Here is a 22,757-nt window from a genome sequence, read left to right as displayed (position 1 = left end):
AAATTTCGTAAGCACCTTTTGGCTTGCGACCATTTGATTCCTGGAGGTAATGGGACATCATGAAACAGACTCTGCGTAACACTGCTTTTTTCATCGCCGCCCTGCTTGCTATTGGTGTAAGTGTCAATGCATCAGCCGCTCTTAAGAAAACCATGGTTGTCGACGCTACCGCGTATAACTCGGTGCCCGGCCAGACAGATAGCGACCCCTGGGTAGCTGCCTGGAACAACCGCCTGCGTCCAGGCGATAAAATCATTGCCGTTTCCCGTGACTTGGAAAAGCACGGCCTGACCAACGGCGCTAAAGTACAGATTGAAGGTCTGCCCGGTACTTACACTGTGCGTGACCGTATGAACAAACGCTTCACAAACCGTATTGATGTTTGGATGGAAAAAGATATCCGCAAGGCTCGCGCCTGGGGTAAGAAGAAACTGAAGATTGTTTTTGAACCGGTAAAGTAAGGCAGAACTGATTTCAACGACCCTTTTGGCCCCGCCCTCCAGCGGGGTTTTTTTATTTCTGCCGTTAGGTAAACAATCAAAAGAGAGAATTACTGCTCTCTAATTTCATGGCAGAGATTATTAGTAATGATTAATTAGAGGCTTATTCAAACGTATGCGCCTGGAACGTTGAAAGAAGAGATCCTTGTATCCCTATATCCCTATATCCCTGTATCTCTGTATCTCTGTATCTCTGCAGCAGAGTCTACTTCCTATAGTCTCACCACAGATAGTCGAGCCTCTACAACAGAGTTGGGTAGCCACCCTTTAGCTCTTATTTACCCCATTTCTTTGCCAAAAAAATCAGTGACGAAGCAGTTTTTCCACCTAAAATCAGGTTTTCCCTTCAAACCAGACAGTTTTGGCGGAATGGTCACAAATAGTTTCAGGGAAATTTTTTACTTTTCTCGTACGAATTAGAAAGCCGATCCAAGAAAATAGTTTGTAAACCGTAGAATGACATCGCTGTCACTGCAAATCCCACCTAAAAAATGAAATTTCTTAATCAGAAAAAAATAGGAATTCTGTAACCAGTAGTAGCGTCTAAGCACAAACAAAAATCTTAAAAGTAAGACTAAAAAGGGTTATTGATTTCAAGCACTCACAATAACCAGCCATTCTTTAAGGCCTTTTGTCGCCAAATAAGAAAAAGTTGCCTCAACCCAAATCCCCAGTAATATAACCAGCGTTGATTAAATATTGATCAACCATTTCCAAAAGCACTTGGAAATTTCGTAAGCACCTTTTGGCTTGCGACCATTTGATTCCTGGAGGTAATGGGACATCATGAAACAGACTCTGCGTAACACTGCTTTTTTCATCGCCGCCCTGCTTGCTATTGGTGTGAGTGTCAATGCATCAGCCGCTCTTAAGAAAACCATGATTGTCGACGCTACCGCGTATAACTCGGTGCCCGGCCAGACAGATAGCGACCCTTGGGTAGCTGCCTGGAACAACCGCCTGCGTCCAGGCGATAAAATCATTGCCGTTTCCCGTGATTTGGAAAAACACGGCCTGACCAACGGCGCTAAAGTTCAGATTGAAGGTCTGCCCGGTACTTACACTGTGCGTGACCGCATGAACAAACGCTTCACAAACCGTATTGATGTTTGGATGGAAAAAGATATCCGCAAGGCTCGCGCCTGGGGTAAGAAGAAACTGAAAATTGTTTTTGAACCGGTAAAGTAAAGCAGAACTGATTTCAACGACCCTTTTGGCCCCGCCCTCCAGCGGGGTTTTTTTATTTCTGTCATTAAGTAGGAATCAGAGTAAAAAGTGGATGACCGCTAATTACATACCGGTCCATTATTAATAAGGACTTGATTAGAGAGCACTATAATTGTTCTCTCGAGGCCCTTATGCAAAGAAGCCCCTGAAACAATGCCGGCTCACTCTCTCCTCAAATGACTGAAAAAGGCCACAATTTCTAGGGCTCCATTTCCATCAAAATCCCCGGTAATTCCTTACAGTTCGCACTCTCCAAATGGAAAACACTCGGCTGATGCCCCTCTACGTAACGGTGCTCCAGATTTTCACCCGTGAGTAAAAGCAGGTATTCAGACTTGATCCAAGCATCCCCCGACCGGTACTCGGTCAACCATAACAGTGAAGGCAGCCCCTCATAGCAATAGCCGTAAAACATACGGGTTTTTTCTACCAGCTTTTTCGTCATATAGTCGAGATACCTACCCGGATAGGTATAACGATCACCATCTGACTGGTTATTACCAACTACTTCACCCGGCCTGGCAATACGTCGTATATAAATCGCTAGATTCTCATCGCAATCAATGCAGTGGCGCCCAGCCACTATTGCGTAGCCATGCAGCTTCGCAACTAGGCGAACCTCCTTGAGGTCTGCATAAAGCTGCTGTTGGACAATTGGCACCAAGGGGTCGGCATGGAGGGAAAGGGGCGGGATCTGCAAGCAGACCATGATAAAAATACCGCGCATTATCATGGGGAAGGCAACCGCTGGTTTGGTAGCACCGCCGGAGACAAAAGCTCCACAGTTGCCTCGCGACGGCGCTGTGATTGGGGTGTGCTGTCACACAGTCGCGATTCCCTTCACCATAACCATAGCAGTTATCGGCATATTGGGCCCAAAGAGCCGCCTCCCAGGACTACCGGGAAGACATCCACCAGCAGCAGGTGCACTTTGAGGTCACAGCAAAACTATCTACCAGCCGCCATCCGCTTCTTGAACAGGGCCGACAAAAGTAGAGATGCCCTCTTCCCGCAAAGCGTCCAAGGCTTCCTCAAGAGCATCCTGCTCTGTCTCAAAAGCATCCTCCCACACGGTGGAGTTGTTATTCTCATCGACAATTTCGAGCAGCCATCCGCCCTCACCATCCTCGAATATATCGATTTGCACAGATACCTCGCCCTCGCGGTAGATCTGGCTCAATTCTGACTCTTTCGGTGCAAATTCTTCGCCCATGGGGTTCACCTCGCTATGACCCTGAAAATTCGGCCAGAACTTTGACAAGTTGCGGCTCCCCGGTCAACAAATATTGTTGTGCTGGGACAACAGCTGGAGCGCTTGCTAAATGTACGACAAGCTGTTTTTTTTGCGATAAAATGCGCGGCGATTTTTTCTGCCCCGGATTTACGCTCCGGACTGCATTTAAGGAAGTACCATGAATCAATTCGTTGTCTGTGCACTCTACAAGTTCGTCACTCTGGAGGACTTTGAGTCTCTGCGCACTCCCCTGCTTGACGTTATGCTGGAAAACCAAGTGCGCGGCACCCTACTCTTGGCCCGAGAGGGCATTAACGGCACTGTTGCTGGTTCCCGCGAGGGCATCGACACCATCCTCGCCTACTTGAAGTCAGACGAGCGCCTTGCCGAGCTGGATTACAAGGAGTCCTACACTGGCGAGATGCCGTTTCTGCGCAGCAAGGTCAAATTGAAGAGGGAGATTGTCACTATGGGCGTAGAGGGCATTGACCCCCGCCGAGTGGTTGGCACCTACGTCAAACCAAAAGACTGGAACGCCCTAATCAGCGACCCAGAAGTCGTTGTTGTGGATACCCGCAACGACTATGAATTCCAGGTGGGTACTTTCAAAGATTCTCTCAACCCCAATACCGAAACCTTCCGAGAGTTTCCCCAGTACGTCAAAGAGAACCTGGATCCAGCCAAACACAAAAAAGTCGCCATGTTCTGCACTGGTGGTATCCGCTGTGAAAAGTCCACCGCCTATTTGAAAGAACAGGGCTTTGAAGAGGTTTATCACCTGCACGGTGGCATCCTCAAGTACTTGGAAGAAGTACCCAAAGAGGAATCTCTGTGGGAGGGGGAGTGCTTTGTTTTCGATGAGCGCGTCACCGTCAACCACGATCTGGAGCGAGGCCAGTACGATCAGTGCAATGCCTGCCGTATGCCTATCACCAAGGAGGACCAGCAGTCAGAACAGTTTGAGCAGGGAGTTAGCTGTCCGCATTGCTATGACAAAGTGAGTGACGCCGATCGCCACCGCTTCCGCGAGCGCGAGAAGCAGATTCAACTGGCGAAAAAACGCGGGGAAAAACACATGGGCCAAGATGCCCGTGAAATGACTACCGCTAAACGCCTGCAGAAAAAAGAAGAGCGGCGCCGCCAGGCGGAAGCTGAGCAGGCCAAAGCCCAGTAGGCGTAGCAATCAGCGAAGTCTCGGCCTGGGAACGCCCTTGATCTGGGTGAGCCAGGCCTCAGCCTCAGCTTCGGCAACGAATTCCCGCGAACTATGCCGGCACAGGCAGGTGCCGTCGGTCGACAGGGGGGAAGTACAACGGTTGCGCGGATGTAAAACGGCAATATAAGCGCAGCGCAACACCGGGTGCTCGGCTATAAAGCTGGTGAACTGCCGCTGCTCCTCCAGGGTAACCCTCGTGCGCGCATAGCGCATATCCAGTAATACCCGCAAAGGTACACGGTGGCGGTACTTTTCTACCAATCGGGCAGCCGCCTCCATTTTTTCTGCAAATCCCACGGGCCCATAAAATAAAACCCGCGCTATACCCCCTATCGGTCGATAGCTAATATTAAAATTCATGGATGAAAGCACTCGCGCTTTTGTCTTTGTTATTTTTATCGACTACAGCTACTGCAATGCCTGATGTATGCCCTACCTGAGACCAATAACACGGTGGCCACCACAGGTTTGCACTCCTGATATTATTGCCCTCGGCGCAGTATGTCTGTACCACGCAACCGAGTGTTATCCACGAACCGACTAAGCATCTCCCGGTATATTCCGTGGATTATCGCGGCTTTTCTGATTATCCGAGTTGTCCCTCCAATAAAAGTAAAATCACATAAATACCTTGACGATTGCCAAAGGATATTCAGCAGGAATACTTACTCTTTTTACCGCAGAGGCTGAATTCGAGCAGTCATAGGCAAAACTGCCATAAGTATCTACAGAATAAATTGGGTCTGTTAAAAAAATACTAAAACCCTGACGATTAACTCGGCAGCGTACCAATAAAGGCTAACAGGCACACTAGCGCGAGCGAAGGCGCCGTAAATACAAAATCGCAATAAATAAATTATTTAAAGACCCATTTTTCAATGGCTCAACTGCGACCCATCAACACAAGTCATTATTACGAATCTTTACAGAGACATGAAAAGCCTGCGTTAAATTCTGGCTTATCAAGATTGAGCGCTCCTGCAAAAACGAAATTTCACAGAGGCGCCCGAAGGAGTTCAATATAGGGAGTTTTGCCCCTTTAAAAAACCACAAAAAATAAAAAGTTAATGCTTTGTGATCAATATCGCGGTTGGGTTCAACTAATTTCGATTTCCGGCAGTTCCTCGTCGCTGCTGGCATTCAACCAAACCTGGGCTGCAGCTTTGCGGGCAATTTCCCGGTAGAAACCGGCAATTTCACCCTCGGGGTCTGCGGTTACACTGGGGCGACCACTGTCGATATCGGCGCGAATTTTCTGTGCCAGAGGCAATTCGCCAAGCAGGTGGGTATCGTATTCCTCAGCGATACGCTCACCACCACCTATGCCGAAGATCGGCTCACTATGGCCACACTTGGAACAGGTATGAAGGGCCATATTCTCAACAATGCCAAGCACTGGTACCGACACCTTGCGAAACATCTCCACGCCTTTGATAGCATCCTTCAACGCCAAATCCTGTGGTGTAGTCACAATCACCGCACCCGCTAAAGTGGTTTTTTGCGCCAGAGTCAGCTGGATATCTCCGGTACCCGGGGGCATATCCACAATTAAATAATCCAGCTCTTCTTTAGCATCACACCAAAGTGTTTGTGTGAGAATTTGATTGAGTGCACCACTGGCCATAGGGCCGCGCCAAACTGCCGGGGTATCCTCAGTCATCAAGTACCCCAAAGACATTGTCTCGATACCTAATGCATCCACCGGCACGAAGAACTTCTGTTCCTTCACATGCGGGCGGACCCCTTCGGTACCAAGCATGGTGGGCAGGCTGGGGCCATAAATATCCGCATCAAGTAACCCGACCCGCGCACCCTCTGCCGCCAGCGCCAAGGCCAGGTTCACGGCTGTGGTGGACTTGCCAACGCCACCCTTACCAGAAGCAACTGCGACAATATTCTTTACGCCACGCAATGGCTCTGGGGCGTTGGCCGATGAGGTGGCAGGGATATCGCTGAATAATTCAAATTGCAAGCCGTGGCCGCCTAGGGGACCACTCTTCATCAGGGGCTCACAGGCCTCGGTAACCCGCTTGCGCCAATGTACTTCCTGGCTTGCGCAGGGGTAGCCGAGGGTAATACCGACGTACACGGTATCATCTTCGTAGCCCACCTCAATATCTGCATCCAGTTGATCCAGCGGCAGGCCACTGGCCGGGTCCTGCAACTGACCAAGGCACTCTGCCAGACGCTCCAGTTCGGCCTGCACTTCCTTTGATAACTCTTCATGATCGTGGTGGTGATCGCTCACGGTATCTCCCTCTAGGTGCTTCTTGTCAGAACCGCATTGTGTCGGATGAAGCGGCCCAGCGCCAGCGACGGGCTCAATCCCGACCGCTTTATACACGAGCATGGCCCACACCTCCCCGGCATAGTACAAATCTGCTATATTTCGCCGTCTTTTGACGATCTCCGGCCACTCCAGCGGAGCCTCCGGCCGCAACCCCACAGCGATGGAAAAACCGATGCCCGATACGCGCAAAATCCTAGTCACCAGCGCACTCCCTTACGCCAACGGCTCCCTGCACCTGGGCCACATACTCGAATATATCCAGACCGATATCTGGGCGCGTTTTCAGCGCTCCCGCGGTAACAACTGCCTGTACATTTGCGCCGATGATGCGCACGGCACCGCAATCATGCTCAAAGCTGAGCAGCTGGGTCTGACACCGGAGCAACATATCGCTAATATGCAGGCGGAGCACGAGCGGGATTTCGCCGACTTCCTAATCGGCGTGGACAACTACCACTCCACCCACTCGGAGGAGAACCGCGAGCTGTCCGCTATGATCTATCGCCGCCTCAGTGAAAATGGCCACATCGCTTCGCGCACCATTACTCAGGCCTTCGATCCGGAGAAACAACTCTTCTTGGCGGATCGCTATATCAAGGGCACCTGCCCCCGTTGCAGCACTCCCGATCAGTACGGTGACAACTGCGAGGCCTGTGGTGCCACATACAGCCCCACGGAGTTGATTGATCCAGTGTCCGCCATCTCTGGCGCCACGCCGGTGGAAAAAGAGTCAGAACACTTCTTCTTCACTCTCCCCGCCTTTACCGAGTTCCTGCGCAACTGGACCCGCTCCGGAACCCTGCAGGATGAAGTGGCCAATAAGCTGGCCGAGTGGCTCGAAGAGGGATTGCAGGAGTGGGACATCTCTCGCGATGCGCCTTACTTCGGTTTTGAAATCCCCGATGCGCCGGGCAAATACTTTTACGTATGGCTGGACGCCCCCATCGGCTATATGGCCAGCCTGAAAAATTACTGTGATAAAAATGGTAGCGACTGGCTCGATTACTGGAAAAAAGACAGCGATGCCGAGGTATATCACTTTATCGGCAAGGATATCGTCAATTTCCACGCCCTGTTCTGGCCAGCCATGCTGGACTCCGCCGATTTCCGCACCCCCAATAAAGTGTGCGTACACGGCTTCCTCACCGTTAACGGCAAGAAAATGTCCAAGTCCCGTGGCACCTTTATTAATGCCCGCAACTACCTGGACCATCTGAGCCCGGAATATCTGCGCTATTACTTCGCCGCCAAACTCACAGCGGGCGTGGATGACCTGGACCTCAACCTCGACGATTTTATTGCCAAGGTAAATTCCGATCTGGTGGGCAAAGTGGTCAATATCGCTTCGCGCACCGCCAAGTTTGTGAGTAAGGCCGGCGGCAAGCTCGCCACCGAACTGGCCGATGAACAGCTGTGGAATCAATTTGTCGAGGCCGCACCGCGTATTGCCGATTACTACGAGCAGCGCGAATACGCACGCGCCATGCGCGACATAATGGCCCTGGCCGATGCCGCCAATGCCTGGATCGCCGACAAGGCACCCTGGTCCCTTGCCAAACAGGAAGGCACAGAAGCCGAAGTACTGGCGATTTGCTCTCAAGGCGTAAATATGTTCCGCGCCCTGATCACCTGGCTGGCACCGGTACTACCCAATACCGCGCAAAAGGCAGCGGAATTCCTCAACAGTGAACTGGATTGGACCCAGGCCACCACACCGCTAGCGGACCACGAGATCAAAAAATTCAAACCGCTGCTACAACGGGTAGAAAAAACCCAGGTAGATGCGGTGATGGAAGCCGCACAGGAATCACTGGCCCAGCTACAGGCTGAAGTCAAAGCGGCCTGTGGCCCGCTGGCAGAAGACCCTATCGCCGAGCAGATCCAGTTCGACGATTTCGCCAAAGTAGACTTGCGCATTGCCCTGATCGCCAAGGCGGAACACGTCGAGGGTGCCGGCAAGCTGCTGCGTTTGACATTGGACCTGGGCGGAGAGACCCGCCAGGTATTCGCCGGTATCAAGAGTGCCTATGCGCCGGAAGACCTGGTGGGCAAGCACACCGTTATGGTCGCTAACCTGGCGCCGCGCAAAATGCGTTTTGGTGTGAGTGAAGGCATGGTGCTGGCCGCCGGTCCAGGCGGTAAAGACCTGTGGATTCTCGAACCCCACACAGGCGCCAGGCCCGGTATGCGCGTAATGTAATTTATTTTGGAGGTGGGCACTGTCCACCTTAGCGCAGCGATACCGCAATTAAACCGGCACATACCAGCCCCACGCCTAACAGCTGGGGTCTGTGTGCCGGTTCTCCCAACAACCAGATAGCAAATCCCACTCCCAACGGAATACTGAGCTGGCGTAAAGCGACCACGTAGCTCACATTTTCCGTCATCGTCATCGCCAGCAGCACCAGTCCATAAGTCGCTCCCATCATCAGGCCGGTCAAGATACCAACCTTCAAATCCCGCAGATTTTCTAATAATTGTCCGCGCCCCACTCGACTCATACAGCCACATAGTAACCAGACTCCACTGACAAAAAACTGCAAGCCCAAGTAGCTATACGCCACCACCGCAGGTGTTACCGCGTCGCCAAGTGCCTCTTCCAAATAAAGCAGTGCGCCCTTATCCGCCAATGAATATCCCACCGTACCCAGTGCCGCTACCAGAGCCCAGGCACAGTCCGCTCTCCAGTACACACTCCAGTGCCATTGACGAAAATACACCAGCGGCACCAACAAACAGCCGATCGTCACCAACAACATGCCCAGCCAGGCTTGCCAGGGCAGAACCTGCCCTAACAACACCGTTGCCAGTGCCACAAGGAGTACCGGCAGAGCCCGTGCGATAGGGTAAACCAGGCTGATATCAGCGCGCTGATAGGCTAATGCCAGCCCTCCCATATAAATCATCTGAAAAAAACCGCTGGCCAGTAACAACAACCAGAAAGCACGCGGCAGTGAATGAGCCTGTGACAGGACCCAGAGACCAAGGGGGAGAAGTAGTAAACCCACACTAAGGGTGGCGATACAGAAAAAAGCTGGGGAGGGGGTGCGGGATTTTCCCAGTAAATTCCAGCCCGCGTGAAGAAATGCCGAGATTAAAACCAATGATGCTGCAGTTATCGATATTCCCATAAAGGCCCTCTTCATTTGTGACAGAAAGGCCCGTAAACAAACCGTAGCCAACCCTACAAGATCTGCAGCCGTCCTATAAAAGCCATTGCATTCGACCTCTGCTGACGTAGCATGCCGCTATCTCACACAGGAAATTGAGGAGATTCCATGCGCGGAGTATTTCTGGACGCAATGACCATGAAACTTGGGGAGTTGAATATACAGTCCCTAAAAAACAGTCTAGATCATTGGGATTTCTATGAGACCACCTCAGCCAAGCAAACCGCCGAACGTATCGCCGATGCGGACGTAGTTATTACTAATAAAGTGGTTTTGGACCGCACGCTTCTGGAGCAGGCCCGCTCTCTCAAGCTGATCTGTGTGTGCGCTACAGGCACGAATAATATTGACCTGCAAGCCGCACAGGACTCGGGTATTCCCGTGCGCAACGTGCAGGGATACGCCGGCGCTTCGGTACCACAGCACACCCTGGCACTAATTCTCGCCCTCGCTTCCCGCTGGCATCACTACCATCAGGACGTCATGACCGGCCGCTGGAGTCAGTCGGAAATTTTCTGTTTACTCGATCATCCTGTCGTAGAACTAGCCGGTAAAACCCTGGGAATAATCGGTTATGGTGAATTAGGGCAAAAGGTCGCCAAACTGGGGGAAGCCCTGGATATGCAGATTTTGGTGGCGGAATCCTTCAGTGGAGAAAAACGCGCTGACCGGGCACCACTGGCGCAACTTACAAAGGAATCCGATGTAATCAGTCTGCACTGCCCCCTCACGAAGCAGACGGAGAAATTGATCGATCGCGATTTTATCGCCAACATGAAATCCGGCGCACTGTTGATCAATACCGCGCGGGGCGGTTTGGTGGATGAGGAGGCAGTAGCCGACGCACTGCGCAGTGGAAAGCTCGGCGGCGCCGCAATGGATGTTTTGAGTGAAGAGCCCCCACCGGCAAGTCACCCCCTACTGGCCACTGATATTCCCAACCTGATTATCACGCCTCACAACGCTTGGATCAGCCGTGAGAGCCGCCAGCGCTTACTCGATGGTGTGGTAAACAATATTGAGGCCTGGAAACAGACACTCACACCATAAATGCCATCAGCCCCCTGTAGAGACACCGATCAATAGCGATATAACTAAATTCACCAAAACAGTTCGGAGTTATTTTTTATTACCCTAAATAAAGAGCCAATGCTTCTGTGAATTGATTGCTGCGACTATAGAATTCTGCGGCAATCATCCCCTGAAAAGGAGCAACCCGATGGCAACTGCAAGATCTCCACATAACTCCAGCAGGGATAAGCTGCAACAGGCCTATAATCTCGCAGGAGAGGCCGCTTCTGATGCTGCTGAAAACCTGAGACAGAGAGCGAGATCTTCTGTCCAGCAACAGAGGCAACGCGCTTCAGAGGTTATGGAAAAAGCGGAGTCTTCCCTGCGGGAAAGACCGATCCTCGCAGTCGGCTGTGCTTTTGTGGTCGGCTGGGCAATCGCCAAGCTTTTTAAATAAAGCCAAAGCGTTTGCCGTTTTAACCGGTAAGGAAACCGCCGATGGGCAATGGAGAAAAACGCCAGGGAACTGACCAGAATTCCGACCCGACCGCGCAACAGCGCGGGCGGGACGGTTCCGCTGAAGGCAGCGGTAACGGTGATAGTAGCGACACTGGCGGCAGTTTAGAGGAGACTATGGCTCGTGTTGAAGCCACTCTCACTCTTATAACTGCATGGATGGGTAATATTCAGCGCTTATTTCAGCTAGAGCTGGAGAGAACCCTAACAGCCGGGAAAAGACTGATTATTCTGCAGTTGATGCTGGTACCCCTGGGAACCGCACTACTCGTCAGCCTTTGCGGTGGCATTGGTTTGATTGCCTACTATTTTAGCCAATCGATCTATATCGGTTTCCTTGTATTTGTACTGATACAAATTGCCCTTTTCCTCGGTGTGTTGCTTTATCAGCAAAAGCTGCGCCCTCTGCTGGGATTTGAAGAAACCAAACGGCAGGTAAAAGAGGCCCTACAAGATGTCGCTGAGACAATTAAATAGAGAAATTACACAATGCCGTGTGGACGCTGAAAAACAGCGCCGCAGTGCGTTGCGTTTGTTTGATCAACAGCAAAGGCAAGTCAACCAGCAGCTGGGCAAAATTCCTATAGTGGCCATTCTCGGCGTCGCTTTTGCCGCCGGCTTTATTACCGAAAAACTCTGGCAGCTGCCACACACCTCACAAATCATTCAATTCGCACTCTCTATGCGCGCCCTATAAGCTATTTCGCTAAAGCTAAATAAGCAGAGAGACAACCATCTCACCATGGGCGTGCAATAGAAAAAACTGCCATTCAATACTGCTCAGCTGTCTTTTTGCGCCATTTTGTCCTGGGTTTTTTCATCAAAATCACTGGCGTCATGGCGTTCATGGAGCTGCTTACTGGGATCCCCCCAGGTGCGGTTCACCATACGCCCACGCTGTACCGCCGGTCGCTGTGCAATTTCATCAGACCAGCGCACAAGGTGTTTGTAACTCTCGGTCTGCAGGAATTCGCTGGCATCATAGGCCTCATTACGGATCAGGGCTCCGTACCAGGGCCAGATGGCGATATCTGCAATGGTGTATTCACGCCCAGCGATAAACTGGTGCTTAGCCAGTTGCCGGTCCAATACATCCATCTGCCGCTTTACCTCCATGGCGAAACGATTGATGGGGTACTCCAGTTTCTCGGGCGCATAGGCATAAAAATGCCCAAAGCCTCCACCGAGATAGGGCGCCGCCCCCATCTGCCAAAACAGCCAATTGAGAGTCTCGGTACGCTGCTCCGGTGTATGCGGCAGAAAGGCGCCAAATTTCTCTCCCAGATACAGAAGAATTGATCCGCTTTCAAAAACCCGAATTGGTGGTGTCGTACTGTGGTCAACCAGGGCTGGGATCTTTGAATTCGGATTGATATCCACAAAACCACTGCCGAATTGCTCGCCCTCAGTGATGCGAATCAAGTGGGCATCGTATTCCGCCCCTTCAACCCCCAGTGCCAGAAGCTCCTCCAGCATAATCGTAGCCTTGGCACCATTGGGGGTTCCCAGGGAGTACAGTTGCATCGGGTGCTTGCCCCGAGGTAATTCTTTATCATGGGTGGCTCCCGCTATGGGGCGGTTAATTTTGGCAAACTGCCCACCACTTTCCGCATCCCACTTCCAAACCTTGGGCGGAGTATAGGGTTGATCCGGCATTACAGAGCTCCAACTGGTGTTACGGGTTAATCCAATAGAGATAAGGGCATACTCCCCGAGAGTAAAGGGTCGCGCCAATAAATCCATGGAAACCTTAAATCGCCTCTCGCAAGCATCGCGCACTAGCCCAGAGGTACCAACTATTCTCAAAGCCAGAACCTAGCTTGGCACCTTACGGGGGTCCTCTGCTGCCAGAAGATCCCCCACTGAGTTGAAGGCCCCCCGCGACTCACCCATAATACCGGCCCTGCGCGACATTCGACGGAGCCCCAGGCCCTCTGCCTCTCACCGGGGCACCTCGACTCCGCCAAGGCGCTTGCATCATTTTGTTCCTGGGCTTCAACCGGACCTGATATGACCGAATTTGCAGTCATCCTGCTCAGCACCATCCTGGTCAACAACTATGTGTTGGTGCAGTTTCTTGGGCTGTGTCCCTTTATGGGTGTCTCCAACAAACTGGAGACCGCCGTGGGTATGGCTGGCGCCACCACTTTTGTACTCACACTGGCCTCAATCTGCTCTTACCTGGTGAATACCTATTTGCTTGAGCCCTTTGGCATCGAATACCTGCGCACTATTTCCTTTATTCTGGTGATCGCGGTAGTGGTGCAATTCGCCCGTATGTTTATCGAAAAAACCAGCCCACTGATGTACAAGGTTTTGGGCGTTTTTCTGCCGCTAATTACCACGAACTGTGCCGTACTGGGCGTAGCGCTGCAAAACACCATGAAGGCCCACACATTTATACAGTCCACCCTGTATGGCTTTGGCGCCGCGGTAGGTTTCTCCTTGGTATTGATTCTTTTTTCCTCCATGCGCGAGCGATTGTTTGCCGCGGATGTACCGCTGCCATTTCGCGGCGCCGCTATTGGCATGGTCACCGCAGGGCTGATGTCCCTGGCATTTATGGGCTTTAGCGGTCTGGTATAGGGTTACGTGATGCTGGACTGGATTTCTGAAATTTCCTCCCCCCTGCTGGTACTCGGCGGTATGGCTCTAGTGTTTGGCGCCCTGCTGGGATTTGCCGCCATTCGCTTTAAGGTGGAGGGGGACCCTCTGGTAGAACAGGTCGATGCCCTGCTGCCGCAAACTCAGTGCGGGCAGTGTGGCTATCCCGGTTGCCGTCCCTATGCCGAAGCAATTGTGCATGGAGACGCCATCAACAAATGCCCCCCAGGCGGTCAAGCCACCATCAACGAGCTGGCCAACCTGCTGGATATGGAACCCATGCCCCTGGATGCAGAGCACGGGGTCGAAGATGTAAAAAGAGTGGCCTTTATTCGCGAAGCCGAATGTATTGGCTGCACCAAGTGCATTCAGGCCTGCCCGGTGGATGCCATCGCCGGTGCAGCCAAATATATGCACACCGTAATTGCCGACGAATGCACTGGATGCGATCTCTGCGTAGAGCCCTGCCCCGTGGATTGTATTGATATGGTGCCCGTAGATATGCCGCTACAAGATTGGCATCCACAAAAGCCCGAAGACGGTATCCAGCTGATTGCCACCGACCGTCGCCCGCAGCAAACAGATCAACGGGGAGGTGCAGTTTGAACCCCGAAAATGAAAACCGCACAGCGCTACAGGAAAAAAACCAGCGGCGCGAAGCGGTAGAGGAGCGTCGCGCCGCCCGCGAGGCACAGCTAATCGCCAGCGAAAAGGCGCGGGAACTGCGCCCCAATGATTTCCACGGCGGCGTACATCCACCGGAAAACAAACAACAGAGTACCGGCGAACCCATTGGCAGCATTCCCCTGTCCGAGGATTTGATTGTGCCTCTGCTGCAACACAGTGGTGCCACTGCATTGCCCCTGGTCAAACTCGGCGATGACGTACTAAAGGGCCAAAAAATTGCCGAGGCGGATGGCCTGATCAGCAGCCCTGTGCACGCCCCCAGTTCCGGTAAAGTCGTGGCCATAGAGCCCTGCGCCGTCCCCCACCCTTCGGGGCTCGCCGAGGACAGTATTGTGATCCGTACCGACGGCGAGGAGCACTGGTGTGAACTGCAACCCTGTGAGGATTACACCCAGCTTTCGCCTGTTGAGCTTCTGGAGAAAATTCGCGACTGCGGCATCGCCGGCATGGGCGGTGCGGGCTTCCCCACCGCAGTGAAACTCGATCCCCACGGCGGGGCGGAAATCGACACACTGATCATTAACGGGACCGAGTGCGAGCCTTACATTACCGCCGACGATATGCTGATGCGCGAGCGCGCCGAAGAGATTATCGCCGGGATTGGCATCATCTCTTATATCCTTGATGAGCCTGAGCGCGTATTGATCGGGATTGAGGACAATAAGCCGCAGGCCATTGCCGCCATGCGCGAAGCCGCCAGAGATACCCGCTTTGATATCGTGGTGTTCCCCACCAAGTACCCTTCTGGTGGGGAAAAGCAACTTATCCAGATTCTCACCGGCCGCGAAGTACCCAATCAGGGCCTGCCGGCCAATGTCGGCATCGTCTGCCAGAACGTGGGTACCGCCAGGGCCATTTATCGCGCCGTTCGCTATGGTGAACCTCTAATCAGCCGGGTAACCACGGTTGTGGGGCAAGCCCTGGAGCGCCAGCGCAATATCGAAGTGCCCATCGGTACCCCCATTCACCATATTCTCAAACACCACGGTATCCACCGCAGCCAGATGCAAAAGGTGATTATCGGCGGCCCCATGATGGGTTACACCATCGACGATGAGCGCGCCCCTGTAGTCAAAACCACCAACTGCCTATTGGTGCCCACCAACCAGGAGTTGCCACCAGCACCGGTAGCCAAGGCTTGTATTCGCTGCGGTTACTGCGCCGAGGCCTGCCCTGCTTCACTGCTGCCACAGCAGCTGTACTGGTATGCACGCGCCGATGAGCGCGAAAAGCTGCAAGCTTATAACCTGTTCGACTGCATCGAATGCGGCGCCTGCTCCTATGTCTGCCCCAGTACGATTCCGCTGGTGCAGTATTACCGCGCGGCCAAAGGGGCAATACGCCTGGCGGAGGAGGAGAAAGAAAAGTCCGACCGCGCCCGCGATCGTTTTGAATTCCGCAAGCTCCGCCTGGAAAAGGCCGAGAAAGAAAAAGAAGCCAAACGTGAGGCACGCCGCAAGGCAGCCGAACTGGCGCGCCAACAGCGCGAGCAGAGCCCCGAGTCCGAGGAAGCCAAAGAGAGTAAGCAACAAGCAGATATCGTCGCCGCTGCCCTGGCCCGGGTTAAATCCCGCCAGGAGGATCCCCAGCAGCTGCTCGCCCGTGCCCAGCGCACCTTCTCCAGCGCCGAAAGCCGCGTCGAACGCCTGCGCAATAAGGTGGAGGCCGCAGAAGAAGGCCAACGCGACCAGCTGGCAGCCCAACTCAAGGCTGCCGGGTTAAAACTGCAGGAAGCCGAACACAAGCTCACTCTGGCCAGGCGTCGCGCCGATCGCGATCCCGCCAGAGAGCCCAGTCAGGAAGAGACCAGTGCCGCCGTGCGCGCTATCACTAAGGCGCGTACCTCGGCAGAAGCTCGCTCTCAAATGAGCGATGCCGAGCGACTCGCCGCAGATATCGAGGCCCTGCAGAAGCGTCTTGGCAAAGCCGAGGCAAGGTTGCAAAAAGCCAAAAATGAAAATGATGCCAACCTGGCGGCCTTTGAGACTGCCTTGGAAAAGCTGCAGAAAAAGTTGGAAGACAAGATGCGAGAGCAAAAAGCCGCACAGGATGGTCGCCAGTAATGTCCTTGATGCGAGCCACCTCCCCCCACGCCCGCTCCGGCGATAACACGGCCAAAGTGATGTTGCAGGTAGCGGCCGCCACCGCACCTGGTGTTCTGGCTATGGTGATTTATTTCGGCATCGGCGTGTTGATCAATATTGCCTTCTCTGTAATTACCGCTCTGCTGTGCGAAGCCGCAATCATGAAACTGCGGGACAGGCCCGTGGCTTTCTACCTGCGTGACTACAGTGCCATGGTCACGGCACTCTTACTGGGCATTGCTCTGCCTCCATACTGTGCCTGGTGGTTGCCGGTAGTCGGCAGCGCCGTGGCCATCGTATTGGCTAAACAGCTATATGGCGGCATGGGGTACAACCCTTTCAATCCGGCCATGGTGGGTTATGTGGTATTGCTGATCAGTTTCCCGGTGGATATGACCCGCTGGGTTGGCGCGGCGGATGTGATCGGTGGTGCACCGGATATTGGCGAGGCCATCTCCCTGGTCTTTGGCAGTTACAACGTGGATGGTTTCACCCGTGCCACTCCCTTGGAAATCGTGCGCCTCAACGAGTCAGTGTTGCTGTCACAACTCTACGAGATGGAACCGGTTTTCAGCCAGGGGACTTTTGCCGGGGCAGGCTGGGAAACCATCAGTTTCGGGTTCCTGTTGGGCGGACTTTTTCTATTGTTTCGCGGCATTATCACTTGGCACGCGCCAGTAGCCATGCTCGCAACCCTGACCCTGATCTCTCTGTTTTTCTACGACAGCGGCAGCTCTCTTTCCGAAGGCTCACCACTGCTGCACCTGTTCTCCGGCGCTACCATGTTCGGGGCCTTTTTCATCATCACAGATCCGGTCAGTGGCTGTACCAGTAATAAGGGGCGCCTGATCTTCGGCGCCGGTGTTGGACTCTTCACTTATATTATCCGCGCCTGGGGCAGCTACCCGGATGCCGTGGCCTTTGCGGTACTGCTGATGAACTTTGCCGCACCCACCATTGATAATTACACCCTGCCACGCACTTATGGCCACAAGCGGGCGCGTCGCGCTACTGACTTGGAGGAGCACTGATGCTCAAGCAGTCTATGGCCACCAATGCCGTTGTGCTGACCCTGTTTGCCCTGGTCACTGCAGGCACTCTGGCAGTGACCCAGATCACCACCCGAGAGCCCATTGAACGGGCGATACGCGCAGCCTCTGCCAAAGCCCTGCTGGAAATTATTCCTCTGGATCGCCACAGCAATGACCTACTTGTGGACACCTATCCAATTCCCAAGACCTACTGGAATCAACTAGGGCTCTCTCAGGGTGGCGATATCAACTTAGCGCGTGGCAAAGACGGTAAGATTTCAGCGGTCATTGTACCGGCGGTGGCACCAGACGGTTACTCGGGCCCAATCAAAATGCTGGTAGGCGTCAACCGCGATGGCACCATAGCTGGTGTACGGGTCACCAGCCACAGTGAAACGCCGGGCCTTGGTGATAAGGTCGAACTTAAAAAAAGTGATTGGATTCTTCAGTTCGATGGCCTCTCACTGAAAAACCCACCCTCTAGCGAGTGGAGAGTTCAAAAAGATGGCGGGGTCTTCGACCAATTTACCGGTGCAACGATCACCCCCCGCGCAGTGGTTGCTGAAGTACATCAGGTGCTGGAGTTTGTCGCCAAAAACCATCAGCAAATATTCAGTGCACCGGTGTCCAAGCGAGCCGTTGAGGTGGAAAATCCTGAAGCGGAAAATACTGATGAGGCTCAGCCCAAGACGGAGCAGAATTAATGGCGACCCCCGGTTACGCAGAAATTACTCACAACGGGCTCTGGAAAAATAACCCCGCCCTAGTTCAGCTTTTGGGGCTCTGCCCCTTATTGGCAGTTACCGGCTCAGTGGTCAACGCTATTGGTCTGGGGCTCGCCACCACTGGTGTACTCACCTGTTCCAACTTGGCAGTTTCCCTAGTACGGAAACAGATGCCCGACACCGTGCGTTTACCCGCCTCGGTGATGATCATCGCCACCTTCGTCACCTGTGTCGAACTCTTGATGAAGGCTTTCACTTATGAGCTCTACCTGGTGCTGGGAATTTTTATTCCATTGATTGTTACCAACTGCGCCATCCTCGGCCGCGCCGATGCCTTCGCCAGTAAAAATCCAGTGCTGCCGTCACTGGTCGATGGTTTTATGATGGGGGTTGGTTTTACCGCAGTGCTGATTGCTATCGGCGCCGTGCGGGAAATACTCGGCCAAGGCACTTTGTTTTCAGATATGGATTTGCTGCTGGGGCCTATGGCCAAAGACTGGAGCCTAAACTTGCTGGGAAGTAATTATCCCGGTGTGCTGGTAGCGGTGTTACCGCCCGGTGCATTTCTGGTAGCCGGTCTACTGATTGCAGCGAAAAATGCTATTGATACAGGTATTGAACGGCGCCGCAGTCAGCAAATCAGAATTGTACCTGGCTCCAAACGGGTGCGCGTTACTGGAAAAATCTCTTAAGATTGCCCCAAACAAGCCCTTATTCCCTACGACAATCGTTTAGTGTAGCGAAAGCTATTCGATTGTCGCTGACCCACTTGCCGAGTAATTGTCATATTCCGGTGAGAAAAAGACCTAGGATTGACGCCTAAATCTTTATTTTCTGATTCAATAAAAGCCCCCTACACAAAAGTGCACCATATTGAGGAGATTCACGTAGAAAAACCACAAGTGAAGCCTCTGACTTGTGCAATCTTCGTGTAATCGAATGTAATAGCTTTATTCTCTCTTTTTGAATTCGTTTGGCTAGAATGGCACGACCGAACAGCTTGCTAGAGCGATCGGAGCCAACACAAAAAGAACAGGGATACTGCTATGACTGTAGACAATGGAAAGTCTGATCTGGTCTATCACGGCCGCCGCGCACAGCGAGCCGACAGCCGCCTGCGCCGCAAGGCCATCCTAGAGGCCACCCTGCGACTAATCGTAAAAGAGGGGATTCGCGGTATCCGCCACCGCGCCGTAGCTCGCGAAGCGAATGTACCACTGGCCGCCACTACCTACTATTTTAAAGACCTCAACGATCTGATCAGTGATTCATTCACTTACTTCGTTGAGCAGGGATTGGAAAGCACACGCCAACTTCAAGAAGAAAGTTTCAATGCGGCTCGCAACCTCTCTTCACAAGAGCGCGCATCGAGTAGTAGTCACAAACTGTTGGTGCAGCAGCTCACCCGCTTCATCCTCACACATGTGCGCAACCAGGCTGAAGATCGTGACCGCCGTTTGGTTGAGTTGGCCTTCCGCAATGAGGCGCTGCGCAACGAGCAACTGACGCGGGCGGTACGCATGTCAAGCCATGCGAGAGAGTCCCTAATTCAGGAATTCTTCCACTTGCTGGGCGTTGTTGATCCGGAAGCCGCTGCGCAAATCGCTCACGGCACTATTCTCAAGTTGGAATATGAAATTTTGAGTGGCTCCATTGCACTGGATTCTCCATTGCTTGAGCGCACAGTTACCATGATGGTTCGCGGCTTAATTCCTGCAACAGCTACCCAAGTTGCCGAGACCGCAGCATACGGCTGAAATATAAAGACTATCTCACAGGTTAGCGGCACGGTGCCCAAACACTGTGCCGCCTTCTTCCTTAAGTGGCCAGCCTGACATCACTCACTGCACTATGAGCAACTCCCCGACATAGCCGCCACCCACTGGCGTAGTAAGCTCACCCCCTCTTCATGTACCAAACTTCGCCCTAACTCCGGCATCATCGCGCCCGGATCGCTGGACTCTACACGGAAATTCAAAATTGAGTGATCCGGCTCTCCCGGTACTATGGCAAATACCCGTCCTCCACTGCCAGTACCCGCCGCTACTGGTGGTTTACACAGGCCCATCTTGCGCCAGTCTGTTTCACTGTGATGAAGCATCAGCCCCGATGTGTCAGCGGCACCGGCCGGGTTATGACAGTGACCGCAGTTGATATCGAGGTAGGCGCGAGCTCTATCTTCTAGCGATTTTGAAGTATCTGCATAACTAGCCTGGCTTGGTAGTGATATCAGCGCGGGAAGCCCTTTCAAATATCCCACTTTCTGCCAGTGGGATAACTGATTCTCTGTTCCACTAAGATAGGTAAAATCTCGATTTAAGTGTCTTGCTCTCGGGCCGAGTGGAGAAATCTTCTTTCCAGTAAAGTTGTCAGCATGGCAACCGGCGCATTGATTGGCATCGGGCACCACATAAGTAAATTCTGAGACATCCCCAGAGTCGTTCACCAGTTTAAAATGTGTGGTATCACCAGCGATTTCATAAACGGCTTCAGTTTGAGCCGCATTCCAAATATAGGGGATCGCCTGCCAGCCCCTCTGACGTTTTACTAACAGACGGGTCTCAATCAAGCGCACAGCCCGCATATCCAAAGCTTCTCCACTGCGCCCTTCAAGGTAGTCCCGAGTAAAATTATCGGTGCGCAGAACTGTATCACCCTCTCCTCTTGGATAGTAAAAAGTCTTGGTAAGTACCGTGCCCACCGGATACTCAAACTGCTCCTCACCATACTCTGCCGAGGTGCCGGCGGGCATCCACACAGTTCGCAGTTTATGGGCGTAATCGGTAAATAGCCCAGTATTTAAATCATACGGCAGCACACCTGCGTTGGGGGTCAAACCGTTATCAATAATATTGACCAAATTCCAGTCACTAAGCCTCTCAGGAATAGCATCTTCGGCAAATAGTTGAACTGGGGCTTGGGCTTTCTCGCAGCCACTAAGGGTGACCATTAATGTAGCAATAAGGAGAAGGAAAGAGCCCACCAAATATTTCCACTTATTCATTCCCCCCCTCCAAGACAGCCAAATGATCTCCCGCGTTTTTTTCTTTATCTGGCCGGTCAAATTTCAAAACGACCTCTGGTAGCTTTTTCAGACGGCACTGATGAGCAGAAATATCTGTGGAAATATTCTGATAGTTATTTTGGAAATCAATATTCAATATGCCTACATCCGTGTTATCGATGCATAGCCGAAGGTGGTCTGGCAGGGCGCCCTCAAACATTTTCTTGCTATCCACAACACCATCCCAAAGTACATCGGGCAAGCTTCCACCTAATCCAAAACGCGCTAACTTTAGCGCCTTAAGTTCCAAGTGGTCTGGTGATGAACCACCTCCTGCAAAGTGATTGTTATAGATATAAATACCTTCTGGATATGGATCAAAGTCTGCCTGAGTCGACTTATCGCTGTAATAACCCGCAGTAAAGTAGCTACTCACGATAATATTGGCAGTATCATTATCCGCAATCTTATTATCAAATATCTCAACCTGATCATTGGAATTAATCACGATACCCGATCCTGCAGGAACTGCAGCCACAGGGGTTCCTTCATGCCCAAAGTTTTTTACATTGTTTTTAAATATATCGTTATCATAAATACGCGTACTATGCCCAGGCTGAGGCAAATTTGGCATATTAAAAACCAGAATGCCCCCAGTATTATTGGTTGCCACATTACCATACACATCAGCACCGATAGTATTTTCTATTTCGATGCCCGCCACATTAAACTCAGCGCGATTATTTCGCACAATCACATTGCGAGACTGACCGACATAAATGCCAGCATCTGAGGCGCCAATAGCTACTGAACCTTCCACCAAGGTGTTTCGTGTCTGCACCGGATAAATCCCATAGGCACCATTTTCTGTAGATGGGCCATTAGTCCACTCAACACGAACATTACGAATAATAATGTTTTGCCCTTCATTAATTTTTAAGGCATCGCCCACCGTATCCTCTATTGCCAAGTTTTCTATCGTGAAATCGTTAGCATTGACCAACAGTCCCTCAGCCCCTTGAATTTGACTCTTAAATGAGAGGATAGATTTATCCATTCCCATACCACGAATAGTGACATCATCAACATTTAGAGAAAGACTACGATCAATCTGAAATTCCCCTTCAGGAACAATAATGACATCACCTGGCTTAGCAGCAATAAGTTGCCTCAACAGTTTTTTCTGATAATCAACATCATTAGTTGCAGGATTTGATTGAGGGGCTTTCTTCTCTCCGCAGGCGGAGACTAGTAATAACGTGAGAGCCACCCCGATGTAGGACAAGGTCTTCATGCTTCACCCTTTGTTTGAATTATTGTTTGTAGCTACTACATCTGGCTTTGGTAGGTACGAATGTACCAGTTAAGTCGCGCAAAAAAACTTGCTAGGCAAGCTTCTGCATACTATCTGACCCCTAGATACCCTTCAAGACACTATTATTATTTGAAAGACTAGAA

At 52.1% G+C, this 22,757-nt stretch carries 23 protein-coding genes; 15 read left to right on the top strand and 8 right to left on the bottom strand.

Annotation, left to right across the window (positions count from 1 at the left end; all coding sequences use genetic code 11):
• The first annotated feature begins 59 nt into the window (after positions 1-59).
• The gene (locus ACJJJA_RS04770) at positions 60-461 is read left to right on the top strand and encodes a 3D domain-containing protein (RefSeq protein WP_252084600.1); all 402 of its coding nucleotides are present in this window, start codon (positions 60-62) and stop codon (positions 459-461) included.
• Positions 462-1,286: 825 nt separating this feature from the next.
• Positions 1,287-1,688: a 3D domain-containing protein gene (locus ACJJJA_RS04765; RefSeq protein ID WP_444883789.1), complete on the top strand. Its 402-nt coding sequence runs from the start codon at positions 1,287-1,289 to the stop codon at positions 1,686-1,688.
• A gap of 238 nt (positions 1,689-1,926) precedes the next feature.
• Here the strand turns inward: ACJJJA_RS04765 and ACJJJA_RS04760 are convergent, their stop codons facing one another.
• Both ACJJJA_RS04760 and ACJJJA_RS04755 read right to left on the bottom strand, forming a co-directional pair.
• Positions 1,927-2,460 carry a hypothetical protein gene (locus tag ACJJJA_RS04760; protein ID WP_444903876.1) on the bottom strand — a complete coding sequence of 178 codons (534 nt, stop codon included), beginning with the start codon at positions 2,458-2,460 and terminating at the stop codon, positions 1,927-1,929.
• A 219-nt stretch (positions 2,461-2,679) separates the two neighbouring features.
• On the bottom strand, positions 2,680-2,940 hold the full coding sequence (locus ACJJJA_RS04755) for a hypothetical protein (protein ID WP_252084598.1): 261 nt from the start codon (positions 2,938-2,940) through the stop codon (positions 2,680-2,682).
• A gap of 199 nt (positions 2,941-3,139) precedes the next feature.
• On the opposite strand from ACJJJA_RS04755, the gene trhO reads away from it, so the two are divergent.
• Entirely contained in the window at positions 3,140-4,135 is a 996-nt protein-coding gene (gene trhO, locus ACJJJA_RS04750; RefSeq protein WP_444903875.1) for an oxygen-dependent tRNA uridine(34) hydroxylase TrhO, read from the top strand.
• Between the two features lie 9 nt (positions 4,136-4,144).
• On the opposite strand, the gene ACJJJA_RS04745 is transcribed toward trhO, so the two are convergent.
• Together ACJJJA_RS04745 and apbC are read right to left on the bottom strand one after the other, a co-directional pair.
• On the bottom strand, positions 4,145-4,537 hold the full coding sequence (locus ACJJJA_RS04745; RefSeq protein WP_444903874.1) for a hypothetical protein: 393 nt from the start codon (positions 4,535-4,537) through the stop codon (positions 4,145-4,147).
• Positions 4,538-5,273: 736 nt separating this feature from the next.
• The gene (gene apbC, locus ACJJJA_RS04740; protein ID WP_252085959.1) at positions 5,274-6,425 is read right to left on the bottom strand and encodes an iron-sulfur cluster carrier protein ApbC; all 1,152 of its coding nucleotides are present in this window, start codon (positions 6,423-6,425) and stop codon (positions 5,274-5,276) included.
• A 214-nt stretch (positions 6,426-6,639) separates the two neighbouring features.
• Between apbC and metG the strand changes: the two genes are divergently transcribed.
• The gene (gene metG, locus ACJJJA_RS04735) at positions 6,640-8,667 is read left to right on the top strand and encodes a methionine--tRNA ligase (RefSeq protein ID WP_444903873.1); all 2,028 of its coding nucleotides are present in this window, start codon (positions 6,640-6,642) and stop codon (positions 8,665-8,667) included.
• Between the two features lie 28 nt (positions 8,668-8,695).
• On the opposite strand, the gene ACJJJA_RS04730 is transcribed toward metG, so the two are convergent.
• Complete coding sequence (locus ACJJJA_RS04730; RefSeq protein WP_444903872.1) at positions 8,696-9,598, bottom strand: EamA family transporter; 903 nt, start codon at positions 9,596-9,598, stop codon at positions 8,696-8,698.
• Between the two features lie 147 nt (positions 9,599-9,745).
• On the opposite strand from ACJJJA_RS04730, the gene ACJJJA_RS04725 reads away from it, so the two are divergent.
• From ACJJJA_RS04725 to ACJJJA_RS04710, 4 genes are all read left to right on the top strand, one after another.
• On the top strand, positions 9,746-10,687 hold the full coding sequence (locus tag ACJJJA_RS04725; protein WP_444903871.1) for a D-2-hydroxyacid dehydrogenase: 942 nt from the start codon (positions 9,746-9,748) through the stop codon (positions 10,685-10,687).
• 169 nt (positions 10,688-10,856) lie between these two features.
• Positions 10,857-11,105 (top strand): hypothetical protein, encoded by a 249-nt coding sequence (locus tag ACJJJA_RS04720; protein ID WP_252084591.1) that lies wholly within the window; start codon positions 10,857-10,859, stop codon positions 11,103-11,105.
• A 41-nt stretch (positions 11,106-11,146) separates the two neighbouring features.
• Positions 11,147-11,641: a hypothetical protein gene (locus ACJJJA_RS04715; protein ID WP_444888032.1), complete on the top strand. Its 495-nt coding sequence runs from the start codon at positions 11,147-11,149 to the stop codon at positions 11,639-11,641.
• Positions 11,619-11,861 carry a hypothetical protein gene (locus ACJJJA_RS04710; protein WP_444903870.1) on the top strand — a complete coding sequence of 81 codons (243 nt, stop codon included), beginning with the start codon at positions 11,619-11,621 and terminating at the stop codon, positions 11,859-11,861. The genes ACJJJA_RS04715 and ACJJJA_RS04710 overlap by 23 nt, the downstream gene beginning before the upstream one ends.
• 83 nt (positions 11,862-11,944) lie before the next feature.
• Here ACJJJA_RS04710 and yghU read toward each other — a convergent pair whose 3' ends face one another.
• Complete coding sequence (gene yghU, locus ACJJJA_RS04705) at positions 11,945-12,820, bottom strand: glutathione-dependent disulfide-bond oxidoreductase (RefSeq protein ID WP_444899074.1); 876 nt, start codon at positions 12,818-12,820, stop codon at positions 11,945-11,947.
• 354 nt (positions 12,821-13,174) lie between these two features.
• On the opposite strand from yghU, the gene rsxA reads away from it, so the two are divergent.
• The 7 genes from rsxA to ACJJJA_RS04670 all read left to right on the top strand — a co-directional run bounded on the left by rsxA (position 13,175) and on the right by ACJJJA_RS04670 (position 20,052).
• Positions 13,175-13,750, top strand: coding sequence for an electron transport complex subunit RsxA (gene rsxA / locus ACJJJA_RS04700; RefSeq protein WP_444883780.1), 576 nt, complete (start codon positions 13,175-13,177; stop codon positions 13,748-13,750).
• A 9-nt stretch (positions 13,751-13,759) separates the two neighbouring features.
• Positions 13,760-14,374 (top strand): electron transport complex subunit RsxB, encoded by a 615-nt coding sequence (gene rsxB, locus ACJJJA_RS04695; protein WP_252084588.1) that lies wholly within the window; start codon positions 13,760-13,762, stop codon positions 14,372-14,374.
• A 116-nt stretch (positions 14,375-14,490) separates the two neighbouring features.
• Entirely contained in the window at positions 14,491-16,518 is a 2,028-nt protein-coding gene (gene rsxC / locus ACJJJA_RS04690) for an electron transport complex subunit RsxC (protein ID WP_444905226.1), read from the top strand.
• On the top strand, positions 16,518-17,570 hold the full coding sequence (locus tag ACJJJA_RS04685) for an RnfABCDGE type electron transport complex subunit D (protein WP_444883778.1): 1,053 nt from the start codon (positions 16,518-16,520) through the stop codon (positions 17,568-17,570). The genes rsxC and ACJJJA_RS04685 overlap by 1 nt, the downstream gene beginning before the upstream one ends.
• Positions 17,570-18,274 carry an electron transport complex subunit RsxG gene (rsxG, locus tag ACJJJA_RS04680; RefSeq protein WP_444903869.1) on the top strand — a complete coding sequence of 235 codons (705 nt, stop codon included), beginning with the start codon at positions 17,570-17,572 and terminating at the stop codon, positions 18,272-18,274. The genes ACJJJA_RS04685 and rsxG overlap by 1 nt, the downstream gene beginning before the upstream one ends.
• Positions 18,274-18,987: an electron transport complex subunit E gene (locus ACJJJA_RS04675; protein WP_444899076.1), complete on the top strand. Its 714-nt coding sequence runs from the start codon at positions 18,274-18,276 to the stop codon at positions 18,985-18,987. The genes rsxG and ACJJJA_RS04675 overlap by 1 nt, the downstream gene beginning before the upstream one ends.
• A 354-nt stretch (positions 18,988-19,341) precedes the next feature.
• Positions 19,342-20,052, top strand: a complete 711-nt coding sequence (locus ACJJJA_RS04670) for a TetR/AcrR family transcriptional regulator (protein WP_252084584.1) — start codon at positions 19,342-19,344, stop codon at positions 20,050-20,052.
• Between the two features lie 92 nt (positions 20,053-20,144).
• On the opposite strand, the gene ACJJJA_RS04665 is transcribed toward ACJJJA_RS04670, so the two are convergent.
• Together ACJJJA_RS04665 and ACJJJA_RS04660 are read right to left on the bottom strand one after the other, a co-directional pair.
• Positions 20,145-21,299: an SO2930 family diheme c-type cytochrome gene (locus ACJJJA_RS04665; protein ID WP_444903868.1), complete on the bottom strand. Its 1,155-nt coding sequence runs from the start codon at positions 21,297-21,299 to the stop codon at positions 20,145-20,147.
• On the bottom strand, positions 21,292-22,593 hold the full coding sequence (locus ACJJJA_RS04660) for a parallel beta-helix domain-containing protein (protein ID WP_444903867.1): 1,302 nt from the start codon (positions 22,591-22,593) through the stop codon (positions 21,292-21,294). The genes ACJJJA_RS04665 and ACJJJA_RS04660 overlap by 8 nt, the downstream gene beginning before the upstream one ends.
• Positions 22,594-22,757: the final 164 nt, after the last annotated feature.

It is taken from the genome of Microbulbifer mixtoriginis (SeqCode) (genome assembly GCF_052466865.1).
This window is presented reverse-complemented; position numbering and strand designations above follow the sequence as displayed.

Excerpts from the sequence above, each read along its gene's own strand:
- ACJJJA_RS04755 (WP_252084598.1), bottom strand. The coding sequence starts at position 2,940 with ATGGGCGAAGAATTTGCACCGAAAGAGTCAGAATTGAGCCAGATCTAC.
- ACJJJA_RS04720 (WP_252084591.1), top strand. The coding sequence starts at position 10,857 with ATGGCAACTGCAAGATCTCCACATAACTCCAGCAGGGATAAGCTGCAA.
- ACJJJA_RS04745 (WP_444903874.1), bottom strand. The coding sequence starts at position 4,537 with ATGAATTTTAATATTAGCTATCGACCGATAGGGGGTATAGCGCGGGTT.
- ACJJJA_RS04685 (WP_444883778.1), top strand. The coding sequence starts at position 16,518 with ATGTCCTTGATGCGAGCCACCTCCCCCCACGCCCGCTCCGGCGATAAC.
- ACJJJA_RS04660 (WP_444903867.1), bottom strand. The coding sequence starts at position 22,593 with ATGAAGACCTTGTCCTACATCGGGGTGGCTCTCACGTTATTACTAGTC.
- ACJJJA_RS04665 (WP_444903868.1), bottom strand. The coding sequence starts at position 21,299 with ATGAATAAGTGGAAATATTTGGTGGGCTCTTTCCTTCTCCTTATTGCT.
- rsxA (WP_444883780.1), top strand. The coding sequence starts at position 13,175 with ATGACCGAATTTGCAGTCATCCTGCTCAGCACCATCCTGGTCAACAAC.
- metG (WP_444903873.1), top strand. The coding sequence starts at position 6,640 with ATGCCCGATACGCGCAAAATCCTAGTCACCAGCGCACTCCCTTACGCC.
- ACJJJA_RS04730 (WP_444903872.1), bottom strand. The coding sequence starts at position 9,598 with ATGGGAATATCGATAACTGCAGCATCATTGGTTTTAATCTCGGCATTT.
- ACJJJA_RS04710 (WP_444903870.1), top strand. The coding sequence starts at position 11,619 with ATGTCGCTGAGACAATTAAATAGAGAAATTACACAATGCCGTGTGGAC.
- ACJJJA_RS04760 (WP_444903876.1), bottom strand. The coding sequence starts at position 2,460 with ATGATAATGCGCGGTATTTTTATCATGGTCTGCTTGCAGATCCCGCCC.
- ACJJJA_RS04670 (WP_252084584.1), top strand. The coding sequence starts at position 19,342 with ATGACTGTAGACAATGGAAAGTCTGATCTGGTCTATCACGGCCGCCGC.
- trhO (WP_444903875.1), top strand. The coding sequence starts at position 3,140 with ATGAATCAATTCGTTGTCTGTGCACTCTACAAGTTCGTCACTCTGGAG.
- ACJJJA_RS04765 (WP_444883789.1), top strand. The coding sequence starts at position 1,287 with ATGAAACAGACTCTGCGTAACACTGCTTTTTTCATCGCCGCCCTGCTT.
- yghU (WP_444899074.1), bottom strand. The coding sequence starts at position 12,820 with ATGCCGGATCAACCCTATACTCCGCCCAAGGTTTGGAAGTGGGATGCG.
- ACJJJA_RS04725 (WP_444903871.1), top strand. The coding sequence starts at position 9,746 with ATGCGCGGAGTATTTCTGGACGCAATGACCATGAAACTTGGGGAGTTG.
- rsxG (WP_444903869.1), top strand. The coding sequence starts at position 17,570 with ATGCTCAAGCAGTCTATGGCCACCAATGCCGTTGTGCTGACCCTGTTT.
- rsxB (WP_252084588.1), top strand. The coding sequence starts at position 13,760 with ATGCTGGACTGGATTTCTGAAATTTCCTCCCCCCTGCTGGTACTCGGC.
- ACJJJA_RS04675 (WP_444899076.1), top strand. The coding sequence starts at position 18,274 with ATGGCGACCCCCGGTTACGCAGAAATTACTCACAACGGGCTCTGGAAA.
- ACJJJA_RS04715 (WP_444888032.1), top strand. The coding sequence starts at position 11,147 with ATGGGCAATGGAGAAAAACGCCAGGGAACTGACCAGAATTCCGACCCG.
- ACJJJA_RS04770 (WP_252084600.1), top strand. The coding sequence starts at position 60 with ATGAAACAGACTCTGCGTAACACTGCTTTTTTCATCGCCGCCCTGCTT.